This window comes from Streptosporangium subroseum (assembly GCF_900188345.1).
GTDB classification, from domain to species: domain Bacteria; phylum Actinomycetota; class Actinomycetes; order Streptosporangiales; family Streptosporangiaceae; genus Streptosporangium; species Streptosporangium subroseum.
In genome coordinates this window covers 85,203-100,503 of record NZ_FZOD01000032.1, presented here as the reverse complement: position 1 = coordinate 100,503, position 15,301 = coordinate 85,203, and the positions used below count along the sequence as shown (strand labels likewise).

11 protein-coding genes are annotated in these 15,301 nt (G+C 69.9%); 2 read left to right on the top strand and 9 right to left on the bottom strand.

Going from position 1 to position 15,301, the window contains the following annotated elements; genetic code table 11:
• Both CHC08_RS27755 and CHC08_RS27750 read right to left on the bottom strand, forming a co-directional pair.
• Positions 1-1,308: amidohydrolase (locus CHC08_RS27755; protein WP_089210312.1), on the bottom strand; the 1,308-nt coding region annotated here is incomplete at its 3' end.
• 106 nt (positions 1,309-1,414) lie between these two features.
• Complete coding sequence (locus tag CHC08_RS27750; protein ID WP_089210311.1) at positions 1,415-2,815, bottom strand: NAD(P)/FAD-dependent oxidoreductase; 1,401 nt, start codon at positions 2,813-2,815, stop codon at positions 1,415-1,417.
• A gap of 177 nt (positions 2,816-2,992) precedes the next feature.
• Here CHC08_RS27750 and CHC08_RS27745 point away from each other — a divergent pair, with 177 nt between their 5' ends.
• Positions 2,993-4,024: a GNAT family N-acetyltransferase gene (locus tag CHC08_RS27745; RefSeq protein ID WP_089210310.1), complete on the top strand. Its 1,032-nt coding sequence runs from the start codon at positions 2,993-2,995 to the stop codon at positions 4,022-4,024.
• Between the two features lie 210 nt (positions 4,025-4,234).
• Here the strand turns inward: CHC08_RS27745 and CHC08_RS27740 are convergent, their stop codons facing one another.
• The gene (locus tag CHC08_RS27740; protein WP_089210309.1) at positions 4,235-4,822 is read right to left on the bottom strand and encodes a Clp protease N-terminal domain-containing protein; all 588 of its coding nucleotides are present in this window, start codon (positions 4,820-4,822) and stop codon (positions 4,235-4,237) included.
• Between the two features lie 484 nt (positions 4,823-5,306).
• Between CHC08_RS27740 and add the strand changes: the two genes are divergently transcribed.
• The gene (gene add, locus CHC08_RS27735; RefSeq protein ID WP_089210308.1) at positions 5,307-6,335 is read left to right on the top strand and encodes an adenosine deaminase; all 1,029 of its coding nucleotides are present in this window, start codon (positions 5,307-5,309) and stop codon (positions 6,333-6,335) included.
• Between the two features lie 534 nt (positions 6,336-6,869).
• Here add and pgl read toward each other — a convergent pair.
• The 6 genes from pgl to tkt form a co-directional block, all read right to left on the bottom strand.
• Entirely contained in the window at positions 6,870-7,643 is a 774-nt protein-coding gene (gene pgl / locus CHC08_RS27725; RefSeq protein ID WP_089210306.1) for a 6-phosphogluconolactonase, read from the bottom strand.
• Positions 7,644-7,718: 75 nt separating this feature from the next.
• Positions 7,719-8,630, bottom strand: coding sequence for a glucose-6-phosphate dehydrogenase assembly protein OpcA (locus CHC08_RS27720; protein WP_089210305.1), 912 nt, complete (start codon positions 8,628-8,630; stop codon positions 7,719-7,721).
• Positions 8,631-10,268 carry a glucose-6-phosphate dehydrogenase gene (zwf, locus tag CHC08_RS27715; RefSeq protein WP_245878602.1) on the bottom strand — a complete coding sequence of 546 codons (1,638 nt, stop codon included), beginning with the start codon at positions 10,266-10,268 and terminating at the stop codon, positions 8,631-8,633. It abuts the gene before it with no gap.
• A gap of 20 nt (positions 10,269-10,288) precedes the next feature.
• Positions 10,289-11,917 (bottom strand): hypothetical protein, encoded by a 1,629-nt coding sequence (locus tag CHC08_RS27710; protein WP_089210304.1) that lies wholly within the window; start codon positions 11,915-11,917, stop codon positions 10,289-10,291.
• A 4-nt stretch (positions 11,918-11,921) separates the two neighbouring features.
• Positions 11,922-13,025, bottom strand: coding sequence for a transaldolase (gene tal, locus CHC08_RS27705; protein WP_089210303.1), 1,104 nt, complete (start codon positions 13,023-13,025; stop codon positions 11,922-11,924).
• 2 nt (positions 13,026-13,027) lie between these two features.
• The gene (gene tkt / locus CHC08_RS27700; protein WP_089210302.1) at positions 13,028-15,139 is read right to left on the bottom strand and encodes a transketolase; all 2,112 of its coding nucleotides are present in this window, start codon (positions 15,137-15,139) and stop codon (positions 13,028-13,030) included.
• Positions 15,140-15,301 lie beyond the last annotated feature (162 nt).

Genomic DNA, 15,301 nt, shown 5'->3' with positions numbered 1-15,301 from the left:
GTCGGCGTTGGAGACCGGCCAGTCGCTGCCCGCGCAGAACCGGGTGCCGGCGTGCAGCAGGTCGGCGAACGGATACTGCCAGGAGGACCGCTCGTCGCCCAGGAACGGGATGGTCAGCTCGTCCATCTGGGCGTGGTGGGTGGCCCAGAGCGGCTGCAGGTTGGCCGTCACGCCGAGCCGGGCGAAGCGCGGCACGTCGGAGGGTTCGATGATTTGCAGGTGCGCGATGTGGTGCCGGTTGGCCGGGTCGCTGCCCTCGAGGCTGTCCAGCGCCTCGCGGACGGCCCGCTCGCCGATCGCGTGGAAGTGCACCTGGAAGCCGTGCCGGTCCAGCTCGGCGACGTATTTGTTCAGCAGCGCGGGATCGACGTAGGACAGCCCGGTCCCGCCGCAGCGGCAGTAGGGCTCGATCACCGCGGCGGTGAAGTTCTCGGTGATGCCGTCCTGCATGATCTTGATCGACGTGGCCTGGAAACGCTCCAGGCCCTCGGCGGCCCTCCGGCGCTCCACGAGGTCGGGGATCTGCTCGGCTCCGCGCGTGCGGTCCCACCAGAGCGCGCCCACGACCCGGGCCTTCAGCCGCCCCGAGGCCGCGGCCGAGATGTAGGTGGGCAGGTGGTCGACGGAGCCCGCGTAGGAGCCGACGATGGCGTCCTGCCAGCCGGTGATGCCCTGGGAGAACAGGTGCGCCTGGGCCTCCACCAGCGCGTCGGCCTGGTCCTGGACGGTGGGACGCGGGGTGAGCAGGCCCACCAGGTCCATCGCGCCCTCGTGCAGCACGCCGCTCGGCGTGCCGTCTGCGTCGCGTTCGATCCTGCCGTCGGCGGGGTCGGGGGTGTCGCGGGTGATCCCGGCGAGTTCCAGGGCCCGGCTGTTCACCCAGGCGGCATGGTGGTCGCGCTGGATCAGGTAGACGGGACGGTCGAGGAAGTCGAGCTGCGAACGGTGGGGGAGGCCGCCGGGGAAGGCCGACATGTCCCAGCCGCCGCCGTCGATCCACGCATTGCCGGAATGGGATCCGGCGTAGGAGGCGATCAGCTCCAGATACTCCGGCAGGCCGTACACCTCGGCCAGGTCGCACTTGGCCCGCTCCAGCCCCGCCTGGACCGGATGGATGTGGGCGTCGGTGAAACCGGGGGTCAGCAGGCCGCCGCCGAGGTCAACGGTCTCGTGGCCGGGGGCCGCCAGCCGTGCGAGGTCGGACTCCCCGCCCACGGCGCTGATCCGGCCGTCACGGACCAGCACCGCCTCGGCGAAGGCCTCGGCGGCGAGGAACACCCTGCCGCCGCGGAAGAGGATGTCGCTCACCCGGTCACCGCCCAGAGGATCGCATCGGTCGCTCGCGGTCCGGGACGGTCGCGGGCCATCGGCTCCGCGATCTCGTGGCCTTCGCACAAACAGGTCATTTCTCTCCTCAGCGTCCGGTGATGGAGTCGGCGATGCGGGCCAGCATGGAGGTGCGGCCGAGCCCGGCGTTCTCCCGGGCGTCGGCCCGGCGGTACAGGTCGTACATGGCGTGCACGCCGATCCATCGGAGCGGTTCCACTTCCCAGCCTCGCACCTTGCGACCCACCCAGGGCATGGACGCCAGCTCGGTGTCCTCGCGCAGGATCAGGTCGCGCAGGGTACGGCCGGCGAGGTTGGTCGTGGTGACCCCGTGACCGGTGTAGCCGCCCGCCCAGCCGATGCCGGTGGAGTGGTCCACGTGCACGGTGGCGCACCAGTCGCGCGGCACGCCGAGCACGCCCGACCAGGTGTGTGCCACCTTGGAGGCCTTCACAGCGGGGAACATACCGGTCAGCAAATCCCAAAGTGCCTCGATCGTCCACTCATGGGTGTGGCCACGATCGTCCACATGCGAGCCGTACAGATAAGGTTTGCCGCGTCCGCCGAACGCGATCCTGCCGTCGGCGGTGCGCTGGGCGTAGGTGTAGTAGTGCGCCATGTCGCCGAGCAGCTCGCTGCCCTCCCAGCCGATCGCGTCCCACAGGTCACCCAGCGGCTCGGTGACGATCATCGAACTGTTCATCGGCAGCCATGCCCGGTGATACTGCTTCAGCCCGGCGGTGAAGCCCTCGGTGGCGCGGATGACATATTCGGCGCGGACCGTGCCGTACGGCGTGCGGGCCTCCCGGGGGGCGATCTCGGTGACGGGGGTGCGCTCGAAGATCTCCACCCCCAGGTCCCGCACGGTCCGCGCCAGGCCGACGGCCAGTTTGGCGGGCTGGATCCGGGCGCAGTGCGGGCTCCAGATCGCGCTGACCGCGCCGTCCACCCGCATGCGGCTCTCCCGCTCGGCCGGATCGAGCAGCCGGACGTCCTCCTCGGTCCAACCCCAGTGGCGCTCGTGGGCGAGCAACTCGCGCAGCCGCCGGTCCTGGGCGGCGTTGACGGCGACCGTGGTGACGCCGCCCTTGACGACATCGGCGTCGATGCCCTCGTTCGCGGTGACGTCGATGACCTCGTCGATGGACTCGAACATCATCCGCTGGAGCCGCTTGGCCGCGTCCACACCGTGGGTCTTCGCGTAGCGCTCGGGGGTTCCCGCGAGCTCGCCGACCAGCCAGCCGCCGTTGCGCCCGGACGCTCCGTACCCGGCGAACTCCTTCTCCAGCACGATGATCCGCAAGCCGGGGCTGGCCCTCTTCAGGTAGTAGGCGGTCCACAGACCGGTGTAACCGGCGCCGACGATGACCACATCGGCGTCGCGGTCGCCCTCCAGGGGGCTTTTCGCCACGGGGACGCCGAGAGAGCGATACCAGAAGGAGACGTCTCCGTTGACAAAGTCCCGGGCCAGGGGAACACGCGTGCTCATGGCTTCATATCCTTCTATATCCGTTAATTAGAGTGCACCTTCCAACGGAAACCGTTGTACAACCGCTGTGTAACAGCGCAATAAGGGATCTTCGCAGACGTAACGATGGGCTCACTCCTGTGTAGCAGTCCCGTAACAGAGCTGGGTAAGGCTGTCCTCAACAGAGGGAGCGTTTTAATGGGATTTCTGCGGATTCGCACTACCGTTGACGAGCGGCCCGGGCGTCTGGCCTCGCTGGCCGCCGCGCTTGCGGCCAAGGGCGGCAACATCCTGGGTCTGAGCGTGCAGACCGACGCCGACGGCACGGTGGACGAGTTCGTCACGGATATCCCCGCCGGTGCCGAGGTGGTGCGCGAGGCGCTGGAGGCGGCCGGCGGACGGCGCGTCCAGGTCGTCACCGCCACCGCCCACGAGCTGACCGACGAGCCCACCCGCGTGCTCCTGCTCGCCTCCCGGCTGCGCACGACGCCCTGGCGGCTGCCCGAGCTGCTCGGAGAGTTGCTGCGCGCCGATGACTCCCGCTGGGTCTACGGTTCGGATATGAGTGATCTTCCGGACCCGACGCTGCTGACCGTTCCCGTGGCCGCGCGCCGGGCGATCAGGGTGCGCAGGGCCGAGCTGCCCTTCACCCTGACCGAGGCCGCCCGGGCCGCCTCCTTCGTACGGCTCGCGCAGCCCCCCGTCCAGCAGACCGGGGCCGACCGCGACATCAAGCTGGCCGACGGCAGCGAGGTCCAGATCCGCCCGCTCACCCAGCTCTACCGCGAGGCCGTTCGCGACCTGCACGATCGCTGCTCGCCCGAGGCCCGCAGGTTCCGCTACTTCACCTCGATGCCCATGCTGCCGCCCAAGGTCTTCGACCGGCTCTGCGACCGCAGCCGCGGCCACTCGCTCGTCGCAGGCCACGACGGGCAGGTGGTCGCGCTGGCCAATCTGATGTTCACCCCGGATCCAGGCATCGCCGAGATGGCCTTCCTGGTCGAGGACCGCTGGCAGGGCAGGGGGCTGGGCTCGGTGCTGGCCAGGATGCTCGTCCGCCAGGCCCGCGACCTGGGCTTCGCCGAGGTCAGGGCCACTCTGCTCTCCGACAACGTGCGCATGCGCAGGCTCCTGGTCTCGCTCGGCGCGACCCTGAGCTATACCGAGGACCCCGGCGTGGTGGAAGCCAGGCTGGCCGTGGGCGTGATGGCGACGGTATCTCCGAGCTGAACCCATCACCTGGTCTCTCCGGTTCGGGATCGCTCAGGGGTTCCGAACCGGAGAGGTCAGAGCTCCGTACACCCCACGGTCTCCTGGGAGACCGTGGCCTTGTGCGTCTCGCGGAGATCGGGGCTCCACGGGAGGCCGTGGCTTCGTGCGTCTCACGGGAGCCCTGCGCGTCTCATGGAAAGACTTCATCCCGGCCGTTTCACGGGGAGATCAAGAATCCGGTATCGGGTCCTGCGGCTGGTCCAGGGCGTCCAGGCGGCGCTCGATCCGGTCCAGGCTCTCCTGGATCCGCTCCAACTTGGCGGAGAGCGGCGACCCGACGCCCTGGAAGCCCTCCTCGCTCCTCAGGAGCCGGTCCCGGCCGCGCCGTCCGGTCAACATGATCACCTGGGCGCGTACGGCCTCAAGCCGCGCACCCCGGTTGACGAGCACCCGGGCCGCGACCCCCTCGCCCTCGCGGATCAGGCCGAGCAGGATGTGCTCGGTGCCGATGTAGCTGTGGTGCAGGTTGAGCGCCTCCCGCAAGGACAGCTCCAGCACCTTCTTGGCCTGCGGGGTGAACGGGATGTGACCGTCCGGGGCCTCGTCCCCCCTGCCGATGATCTCTTCCACGTCGTTTCGTACCTGCTCGTCGCCGATGCCGAAGCTCTGCAGGGCGTGGCCGGCGGCGCCGTCCTTCTCGCCGATCAGGCCGAGCAGGATGTGCTCGGTGCCGATGTGGTCGTGGCTGAGGCGCCGGGCCTCTTCCTGGGCCAGGACCACGACGCGGCGGGCACGGTCGGTGAAGCGCTCGAACACGAGGGCCTCCGGGAGAGGTGTCGAGTTGCTTGTGTATCCACTATGCGCCAGACAGCTCGGTAGGTGAGGGGATATAGGCCACAGAATCCCCTTGAAACCGGGGCCGGCCGTGTTTGCGGGTGCCGCTTTCCCGGCGACGCCGTGAACCGCGCGTCCGCGCCGAGGGCAGCCGGAGGTCAGGGAGCGGTGAGCGCGGTTCACGCCATGGGTGACGTTCCTCGGTGACTTCCGGCGTGCGCGGAGTGCATGAGGGCAGGCGTGGTCCTCATGACGTCGCAGGTCCGACCGGTGCCGAGGGTGATGCGCCGGAGGGTTCGCCGGTGTCGCGTACTCACCTCGCGAGCCGGCGAACCGATCGGAAACCGGCACGTCATGGCCGACGCCGCCGGATCCGGCGCTTCCATAGGATAAACCTTACATTTTTATGTGAGATTAACGGCAAATGTCTTTTCGGCGCGGACTGGACGCGCCTAAGGTCGGCCGCATGACGATCGACGCGTTCATCGACGCGCTCCCCAAGGTCGAGCTCCACGTCCACCTGATCGGCTCCGCCTCGGTCCCCACCGTGCTGGAGCTCTCCCGCCGCCACCCCGACAGCCGCGTGCCCACCACCGAGGAGGAACTGCGCGCCTTCTACGGATTCCGCGACTTCCCGCACTTCGCCGAGGTCTACCGGGCGGTCAACGCCCTGGTCCGCACCCCCGAGGACGTCGCGACCCTGGTGACCGGGCTGGCCGGGGACCTGGCCCGGCAGAACGGGCGCTACGTCGAGCTGACCGTCACGCCGTACGCGCACCACATCATGGGCATGCCGATGCGGGAGGTCACCGAGGCGCTCGACCTGGCGGCCCGGCGCTCCCGCGACGAGTACGGCCTCCAGGTGGCCTACATTTTCGACATCCCCGGGGAGTACGGCGTCGAGGCGGCCCGCGTCACCCTGGACCACGCCCTACGGGAACCTCCCGAGGCATTGGTAGGTTTTGGACTGGCTGGAATCGAGCAGGAGCGCCCGCAGCACCGCGACGCCTTCAGGGACGCCTTCCGCGCGGCCACCGCCGCCGGGCTGCGCAGCCTGCCGCACGCGGGGGAGATGAACGGCCCCGAGCCGATCTGGGAGGCCCTCGACCACCTGGGCGCCGAGCGGATCGGCCACGGCATCGCCTGCCTGGACGACCCCCGACTCGTCGCGCACCTGCGCGAGACCCGGATCCCCCTGGAGGTCTGCCCCACCTCCAACGTGTGCACCGGGCAGGTCGCCCACATCAAGGAGCACCCGTTCCCACGCCTGCTGGAGGAGGGCCTGTTCGTCACCCTCAACAGCGACGACCCGCCCATGTTCGCCACCACGCTGAGCAGCGAGTATCGGGTCGCCGCCGAGGTCTTCGGCCTGGACCGCGAGGCCCTCACCGGCCTGGCCCGCAACGCCGTCAACGCCTCCTGCCTGGACCCCGCGGGCAAGCAGACGCTCCTCGCCGAGATCGACGGCCTCCCCACCGACCCCGCGACACCGTGAAATGCGCTGAGCGAGCCAGAGGCCAGGGAGCAGTGAGCGCGGCTCGCGCCGTGGCCATCTTCATCACCAGCCGGTGGGGATTGTCCTTGACCGGGAGGAACCCGTGGAAGGCGTAGAAGTCAGCGGCACGGCCGTCGATCGCGTCGACGACGATGATGCGGCCTCCGGCCGACGTGGAGGCGGACACAACTTTGGAGATCGCGTTCACCAGTAGCTCCGAGCCGAGGCCGCGACCCTGGAGGCCGTGATCGAGTGCCAGCCTCGCCAGCAGGTAGCCCGGCACGATGCTCACACCCCCTGAGAGGGAGCCGCCCACTTCGGCGCGGCGCACCTCGGTGGGAGTGATGGAGAAATAGGCGACGATCCGGAGGTCGTCAGGGGGAGACCATACGTAGGTGCGCGCCGTGTCCGACCGCTGGGCACGGAGCGCCGTCTTGACCAACCATTCGTTCATGATCGGGACTGAACAGTCGAAGGCGCTGAGATCGTGCTCCTCGTGGAGAGGCCGATGGCGGATTCCCCGCACGGCGGGGGTCAGGGTGAGGAGATGCGGCCCAGAGAGGCGGGGATCTTGGAGGCGGCGGCCCTGTCCAGGAGGAAGAGGGTGCGCTGGCGTCCGCGGGCGCCGGCCGCCGGGACCTGCATGGTTCCCGACTCCGACAGGGCCAGCCGTACGGCGGCGGACTTCTCCTCACCGGCGGCGATCACCCAGACCTCGCGTGCACCCTGGATGACCGGCAGCGACAGCGTGATACGGGTGGGCGGCGGCTTCGGCGAGCCGTGCACCGCCACGGCAGGGCGCGTGTCGTACAGCGCGGGCATGCCGGGGAACAGCGAGGCCACGTGGCCGTCCGGGCCCATGCCCAGCATCAGGACGTCGAAGGACGGCGCGGGGCCGTGGTCCTCGGGGCGCGAGGCCCGGCGGAGCTCCTCGGCGTACGCCTCGGCCGACTCCTCCGCGGTCATGCCCGAGTCGGGGCCGCGCATCACGTGGACCCGGGCCGGGTCCACGTCGACGTTGTCGAGGAGGGCCTTACGGGCACCGGTCTCGTTGCGCTCGGAGTCGCCGCTGGGCAGGAAACGCTCGTCGCCCCACCAGATGTCCAGGTTGCGCCAGTCGACGGCGTCGCGGGCCGGGGAGGCGGAGATCTCGGCCAGGGTGGCGATGCCGACGGTGCCGCCGGTCAGCACCAGTGAGGCCGACCCCTTGGCCGCCTGGTCGTCGACCAGGCGGGTGATCAGCCGGGCGGCGACCGCCTTGGCGAGCACGTCGGCGTCACGATGGATGATCACGGTGGGAACGCTCACGACGGTTCTCTTTCGAAGGACGAGTTCAAGGGAAAAGGATGAGCGCCCCGCGGCAGGCCGCGGGGCGCTCACGGGTCAGGACTTGTGCGTCCGGGCGAGTCGCCGGATCGCGGCCTCGTAGATCTCGTCGGGATCCAGCCGCCTGAGCTCCTCGGCGAGCAGCTCCGACTTCGGGCGCCGGGTCAGAGCGACCCGGCGGTCCGGCTGGCCCGGGCGGGACAGCATGGCCATGCGGCCGTCGCCGCGGGTGATGACGATGTCGCCCTCGGCCGTGGACAGCTTCACCGCGGTCAGCCCCGGGCCCGCCGATTCGGCGACCTTCACCGGGGTGTCGAGGCGCTCACCGAGCCAGGCCGCCAGCAGCAGGGCGCTGGCGTGACCGGTCACGGCCTCCACGGTGCCCTTCTTGACCTTGCCCACCGGCTGGTCGAACGCGGCGGCCAGCAGGCTCCGCCACGTCGTCAACCGGGTCCAGGCCAGGTCGGTGTCACCCGGCACGTAACCGCGAGCCCGGCCGGCGATCGCCGCGACCGAGTCGGTCGCCGCCCGCGCGTCGACGATGCGGCGCTGGGCGAGCACGCCGATCGGGTCCTTGGCCGGGATTTCGGGGCACTCGCCCGGCCACCAGGCCACCACCGGAGTGTCGGTGAGCAGCAGCGGGCTGACCACCGAGTCGGCGTGCTTGGTGAGCTCGCCGTACAGGCGGAGCAGGATCACCTCGCCCGGCGTGGACTCGCCGAACCGCAGCTCGGCGTCGAGCCGGTTCGACTCCTTCGGATCGCGAGAGATGACGACCAGTATCCGGGAGGGGTGCTCCCTGGCCGCCTCGGTCGCGGCCCGTACCGCGTCGTACTGCTCGCTCTCGTCGCAGACCACCACCAGGGTCAGCACCATGCCGACCGCCGGGGTGCCCATCTGGTGCCGCAGCGCGGTGAGCTGGGAGGAGATCTTCGACGCGTTCGTGCCGCTGAGCATGAAACTCGTCATCTAGAGCCTCCTCCAGACGCGGCCGTCGCGGGCCATCAGTTCGTCAGCCGACTTGGGGCCCCACGTGCCCGCCGGGTATTCCTCCGGCGGGCCCTGGGAGGCCCAGAACTCCTCGATCGGGTCGAGAATCTGCCACGACAGCTCGACCTCGCGCTGGTGCGGGAAGAGCGGCGGATCGCCGATCAGCACGTCCAGCAGTAGCCGCTCGTAGGCCTCGGGGGAGGACTCCATGAACGACTCGCCGTAGGCGAAGTCCATAGAGACGTCCCTGACCTCCATCGCGGTGCCGGGCACCTTGGAGCCGAACCGCACCGTGATGCCCTCGTCGGGCTGCACCCGGATGACCAGGGCGTTCTGCCCCAGGATCTCGGTGTCGTCCTTGCTGAACGGCAGGTGGGGCGCGCGCTGGAACACCACGGCGACCTCGGTCACCCGGCGGCCGAGCCGCTTGCCGGTGCGCAGGTAGAACGGCACCCCGGCCCAGCGGCGGTTGGCGATCTCCAGCTTGATGGCGGCGTAGGTCTCGGTGATCGAGTCGGGCTGGATGCCCTCCTCCTGCGTGTAACCGACGACCGGGTCGCCGCCCTGCCAGCCCGGACCGTAACGGCCGCGGGCGGTGGACAGCGACAGGTCCGACGGCAGCCGCACCGCCTTGAGGACCTTCTCCTTCTCCCTGCGCAGCGAGTCGGAGCCGAACGACGTCGGGTCCTCCATGCCGACCAGGGCCAGCAGCTGCAGCAGGTGGTTCTGGATCACGTCACGCGCCGCGCCGATGCCGTCGAAGTAACCCGCCCGGCCGCCGATGCCGATGTCCTCGGCCATCGTGATCTGAACGTGGTCGACGTAACCCCGGTTCCAGATCGGCTCGAACAGGTTGTTGGCGAACCGCAGCGCCAGGATGTTCTGGACGGTCTCCTTGCCCAGGTAGTGGTCGATGCGGAACACCGAACTCTCCGGGAAGACCGCGCTGGTGATCGTGTTCAGCTCCTGGGCACTCTTCAGGTCGTGCCCGAAGGGCTTCTCGATCACAACCCGCCGCCAGCTCCCGGGAGGGGCGTCGGCGAGGTTGGTCCGCTTGAGCTGCTGGACCACGAGGGGGAAGAACTTCGGCGGCACCGACAGGTAGAAGCCGTAGTTGCCGCCGGTGCCCCGGGTCTCGTCGATCTCCTTGAGCATCATGGCCAGCGCGTCGAACGCGCCGTCGTCGGTGAACTCACCCGGGCAGAAGAAGATGCCCTCCGACAGCTGCTTCCAGACCTCCTCGCGGAACGGCGTCCGCGCGTGCTCCTTGACGGCCGCGTGGGTGAGCTCCGCGAAGTCCTGGTCCTTCCAGTCACGGCGGGCGAAACCCACCAGGGAGAACCCCGGGGGCAGCAGCCCCCGGTTGGCCAGGTCGTAGATCGCCGGCAGCAGCTTCTTCCGTGCCAGGTCGCCGGTCACGCCGAACAGCACCAGCACGCACGGCCCCGCCACGCGAGGAATGCGCTTGTCGCGCGGGTCGCGCAGCGGGTTGGCCGCCGCCACCGCTTCGGTGGTGGCGGCAACCGCGGCCGCGGCTGCCGAGGTTGTGGGCTCCCCGGCCTTGACCTCGGAATTTATGGGCTCCGAGGCTTTCACCTCGGAGTTTTCCTTGTTCATTCAGACCTCCAGCGGCCCATTCAGGCCTGCCGGGCGGCGGCGAGCAGACGCTCGACGCCTGCCACGCGATCGGTCAGGTGCAGCCGTACGGTGGGACGTCCGCGCTTGGCCAGCGCGCCCTGGTCTCCCAGAGCCTGGGCCAGCTGCAGGCGGCCCAGGGTGTACGGCTTTCCGGGAACCTCGATGTCGTCCTCAACGGCCCCGGTGATCTGCAGGAACACTCCGTTCTGCGGGCCACCCTTGTGGTACTGGCCGGTGGAGTGCAGGAACCGGGGGCCCCACCCGAAGGTGACCGGGCGCTCGGTCCGCGTCGCGAGCTGTCCGCGCAGCGTGACCGGGTCGGCCCCGCTCCACGCGTCGGTCATCTCCTCGAACGAGGCGCCCTCGGGATAGGGGGCGTCGAACGCCGCCTCCCGGTCGAGGTAAGCCATGATCGTGAGATAGCCGTCTTCGGGGATCGCGTCCAGCAGCCGGGTGAGCACGTCGGACAGATCCTCGGGAGCCTCCGAGCCCGGTAGCTCGCCGTACACCTCGACCGGGCCGTCGACCAGGATCGGCGTGCCGACCGGCAGCTCGGCCTGGTCCAGCAGCTCGCCGGTGTTCTCCTTGGACTCGGCCACGTTCGGCTGGCTGAACGGGTCGATGCCGAGCACGCGGCCGGCGACGGCCGTGGCGTACTCCCAGACGAGGAACTGCGCGCCCAGCGGGCCGGTGACGGTCACCGCGCCGTCGGTGTCGATCCCGACGACCAGCTCGTCGTCGACGCCACTCGGGTCGGCGCCGACGACGGGCAGGATGCCCTTGCCGGACTTGCCGGTGGACTCGGCGATGAGCTGCTCGATCCAGTCGGGCAGGCCGTTGATCTCCGAGAGGTCGTCCTCGATCACGAGCTTGTCACGCCCGTCGGCCGCGGCGGCGCCGAGGGCGGCGCCGAGGTCCAGGCCGGGGTTGCCCTCGGTCTGCGACAGCAGCGGCTGCACGGCGGCCGCGTCGTCGAGCAGCTCCTTGACGTCGGCCCCCGCGAGGGCGCTGGGCACCAGGCCGAACGCCGACAGGGCGCTGTAGCGGCCGCCGACGGTGGGGTCGGCCAGGATGACCGTGTAGCCCGCCTCGATGGCGCTCTGCTCCAGCGGGGAGCCGGGGTCGGTGACCACGACGATCCGGTCGGCCGGGTCGATCCCCGCGTCGCGGAAGGCCTTCTCGTAGATCCGCCGGTGGCTGTCGGTCTCGGCGGTGCCGCCGCTCTTGCTGGCGACCACCAGGATCGTGCTCTCCAGCCGGTCTTCGAGCGCGCGGCGCACCTGACCGGGGTCGGTGGTGTCGAGCACGGTCAGCGGCACGTCGGCGCTCGTCGTGATGACCTCGGGGGCGAGCGAGGAGCCGCCCATGCCCGCGAGGACCACGTGGTTCAGGTTCTCCGCGCGGGCCCGCTCGACCAGCTTCTCGATCTCGGGAAGCAGCTCACGGCTTGTCAGTGGAAGGGTGAGCCAGCCGAGGCGGACGGTCGCCTCGGGCTCGGCCCCCGGGCCCCACAGCGTGGGGTCCCCGCTCGCCAGGGCGGCGGGGACCCCTTCGGCGACGAGTCGGCCCACGGCCTCGGAGGCCAGTTCGGCCAGATTCTCGTCGTCGAACGTCACGGACACTGACATGTGTTCAGGCCTTCTTCAGCTCGGTGGCGACGGTGGACAGGAGCTCGGTCCAGGACGCCTCGAACTTGGCCACACCGTCCTCCTCCAGGAACCTCACGACGTCGTCGTAGTCGATGCCGACCTCCTTGAGCGCGGCCATGGTGTTCCAGGCCTGCTCGTAGAAGGGACGAACGGTGTCGCCGGTGATCTTGCTGTGGTCGGCCACCGCGTTGAGGGTCTTCTCCGGCATCGTGTTGACCGTGCCGGCCGTGACCAGGTCGTCGACGTAGAGGGTGTCGGGGTACTCGGGGTTCTTGGTCCCGGTGGAGGCCCACAGCGGGCGCTGCGGGCGAGCGCCGGCGGCGGCCAGGGCCTGCCAGCGCGGGGAGTTCGTGACGTCCTCGAAGGCGGCGAAGGCCAGGCGGGCGTTGGCGACCGCGGCCTTGCCCCTGAGCTGCAGCGCCTCGGGCGTGCCGATCTTGTCCAGGCGCTTGTCGATCTCGCCGTCCACCCTGCTGACGAAGAACGAGGCCACCGACTCGATGCCCGACAGGTCCAGGCCGTTCGCCTTCGCCCGCTCCAGGCCGGTCAGCCAGGCCTCCATCACGGCGCGGTAGCGCTCGAGGGAGAAGATCAGCGTGACGTTGACGCTGATGCCCTCGGAGATCGCCTGGGCGATCGCGGGCAGGCCCTCGACCGTGGCGGGGATCTTGATGAACAGGTTGGGCCGGTCGACCATCCACCACAGAGCGCGGGCCTCGGCGACCGTCTTGTCGGTGTCCCTGGCCAGGCGCGGGTCGACCTCGATCGAGACCCGGCCGTCCACACCGCGGGTGGCGTCGTAGACCGGCTTCAGCACGTCGGCGGCCCAGCGGATGTCATAGGTGGTGATGGCGCGCACCGCCTCCTCGAGGTCCACTCCACGCACCTTCAGGTCGTGGAGCTGGGTGTCGTAGGCGTCGCCCTTGCTCAGCGCCGAGGCGAAGATCGTCGGGTTGGAGGTGACGCCGACCACGGACTTCTCGCGGATCAGCGACTCCAGGTTGCCGGTACGCAGGCGCTCGCGGCTGATGTCGTCCAGCCAGATGGAGACGCCCTGCTCCGAAAGTCTCTTCAGAATCTCACTCATGATCAGTTTCCCGTCGTCTCGCCCTTGTCGGCCCCGGTCTTCGCGAGGCTGGCCTTCGCGGCGGCAGCGACTCGCTCGGCGGTGAGGCCGAACTGCTCGTAGAGGGTCTTGTATGGGGCAGAGGCACCGAAGTGCTCCAAACTCACTACTTCCCCTTCATCTCCCACGAACTCCCGCCAGCCCAGTGCGATTCCCGCCTCCACGGCCACGCGCGCGCGGACCGCGGAGGGCAGCACCGTCTGCTTGTAGGCGGAGTCCTGGGCCTGGAACCACTCGACGCACGGCATCGACACGACCCGGGTCGGGAATCCCTCCGCCTCCAGGAGCTCGCGGGCCTCGACGGCCAGCTCGACCTCGGAGCCGGTGCCGATCAGGATCACCGCGGGCTGGCCGTTGGAGGCGTCCCGCAGGACGTAACCGCCCTTGGCGACCTTCGTGGCATCCCCGGTGCCCTCGTAGACCGGCAGGTTCTGCCGGGTCAGGGCCAGCGCGGCCGGCCGGTCGTTGTGCTCCAGCACGGTCCGCCACGCGGCGGCCGTCTCGTTGGCGTCGGCGGGGCGGACCACGTCGAGGCCCGGGATGGCGCGCAGCGCCCACAGGTGCTCGATGGGCTGGTGGGTCGGGCCGTCCTCGCCGAGACCGATGGAGTCGTGCGTCCACACGTAGGTGACCGGCAGCTTCATCAGCGCCGCGAGCCGTACGGCGGGGCGCATGTAGTCGCTGAAGACGAGGAACGTGCCGCCGTAGGGGCGGGTGCCGTTGTGCAGCGCGATGCCGTTGAGGATCGACCCCATGCCGTGCTCGCGGATGCCGAAGTGCAGCGTACGACCGTAACGGTTGCCCGGGAACTCCTTGGTCTGGAACTCCTCGGGGATGAAGGACGGCTCGCCCTTCATCGTGGTGTTGTTGGATTCGGCCAGGTCGGCCGATCCGCCCCACAGCTCGGGCAGCACCGGCGCGAGGCTGTTGAGCACCTCGCCGGAGGCCTTGCGGGTGGCGATGGAGGCGCCGGTCTCGAAGACGGGAAGCGCCTCGGTCCAGCCCTGGGGGAGCTGTCGCGCGGAGATGCGCTCGAACTCGGCGAAGCGCTCGGGGTTGGCGTCGCGCCAGCTCTGGAAGCCCTTCTCCCACTCGGCGTGGGCCGCGCGGCCCCGCTCGACGACCTCGCGGGTGTGCTCCAGAACCTCGGCGGGGACGTCGAAGCTCTTGGCCGGGTCCTGCCCCATGACCGTCTTGGTGGCGGCGACCTCGTCGGCGCCCAGGGCCGCGCCGTGGGCCTTGCCGGTGTTCTGCTTGTTCGGCGCGGGCCAGCCGATGATGGTGCGCAGGCGGATGAACGACGGCCTGCCGGTCTCGGCGCGGGCGGCCTCCAGGGCCTGGTGCAGCGCCTCGACGTCCTCGACGTAGTCGCCGGTCTGCGTCCAGTCGACGGTCTGGGTGTGCCAGCCGTAGGCGTCGTAACGCCTGACGACGTCCTCGCTCAGCGCGATCTGGGTGTCGTCCTCGATGGAGATGTGGTTGCTGTCGAAGACGACGATCAGGTTGCCCAGCTTCTGGTGGGCGGCGATGGAGCTGACCTCGTGGCTGATGCCCTCCTCGATGTCACCCTCGGAGGCGATGCACCAGATCGTGTGGTCGAAGGGGCTCGTGCCCGCCTCGGCGTCCGGGTCGAACAGGCCGCGCTCGCGGCGGGCCGCCATGGCCATGCCGACCGCGTTGCCGATGCCCTGGCCGAGCGGACCGGTGGTGGTCTCGACGCCGATGGTGTGGCCGTGCTCCGGGTGGGCCGGGGTCAGGCTGCTCCACTGGCGCAGTGCCTTCAGGTCGTCCAGGCTGAGGCCGTAGCCCGAGAGGAACAACTGGATGTAAAGGGTCAGGCTGCTGTGTCCGGCGGAGAGGACGAACCTATCCCTGCCCACCCAGGTGGGATCAGAGGGGTCGTGCCGCATGGCCTGCTGAAAAAGCAGGTAGGCGGCGGGCGCCAAGCTCATCGCGGTGCCCGGGTGGCCCGAACCCGCCTTCTCTACCGCGTCCATCGCCAAGGCCCGTACGACGTCGACCGCCTGACGGTCCAGGTCGCTCCATTCAAGGGCTGGCACGAGTTCGCTGCTCAAGTGCTCATTCTCCGGATCTTGTCGTGTAATGATGGCGCCGGTCTGGTACTTCCCGCCCACACCGGACCCTAACGGTTCGGCCTCGCCTGCTGCTGCGCAGGCCCACGTCGGGGCGAGTCCGCGGGGGCGGCGAGGAGCGCGGACGGGTCCCCGGAGGGGATC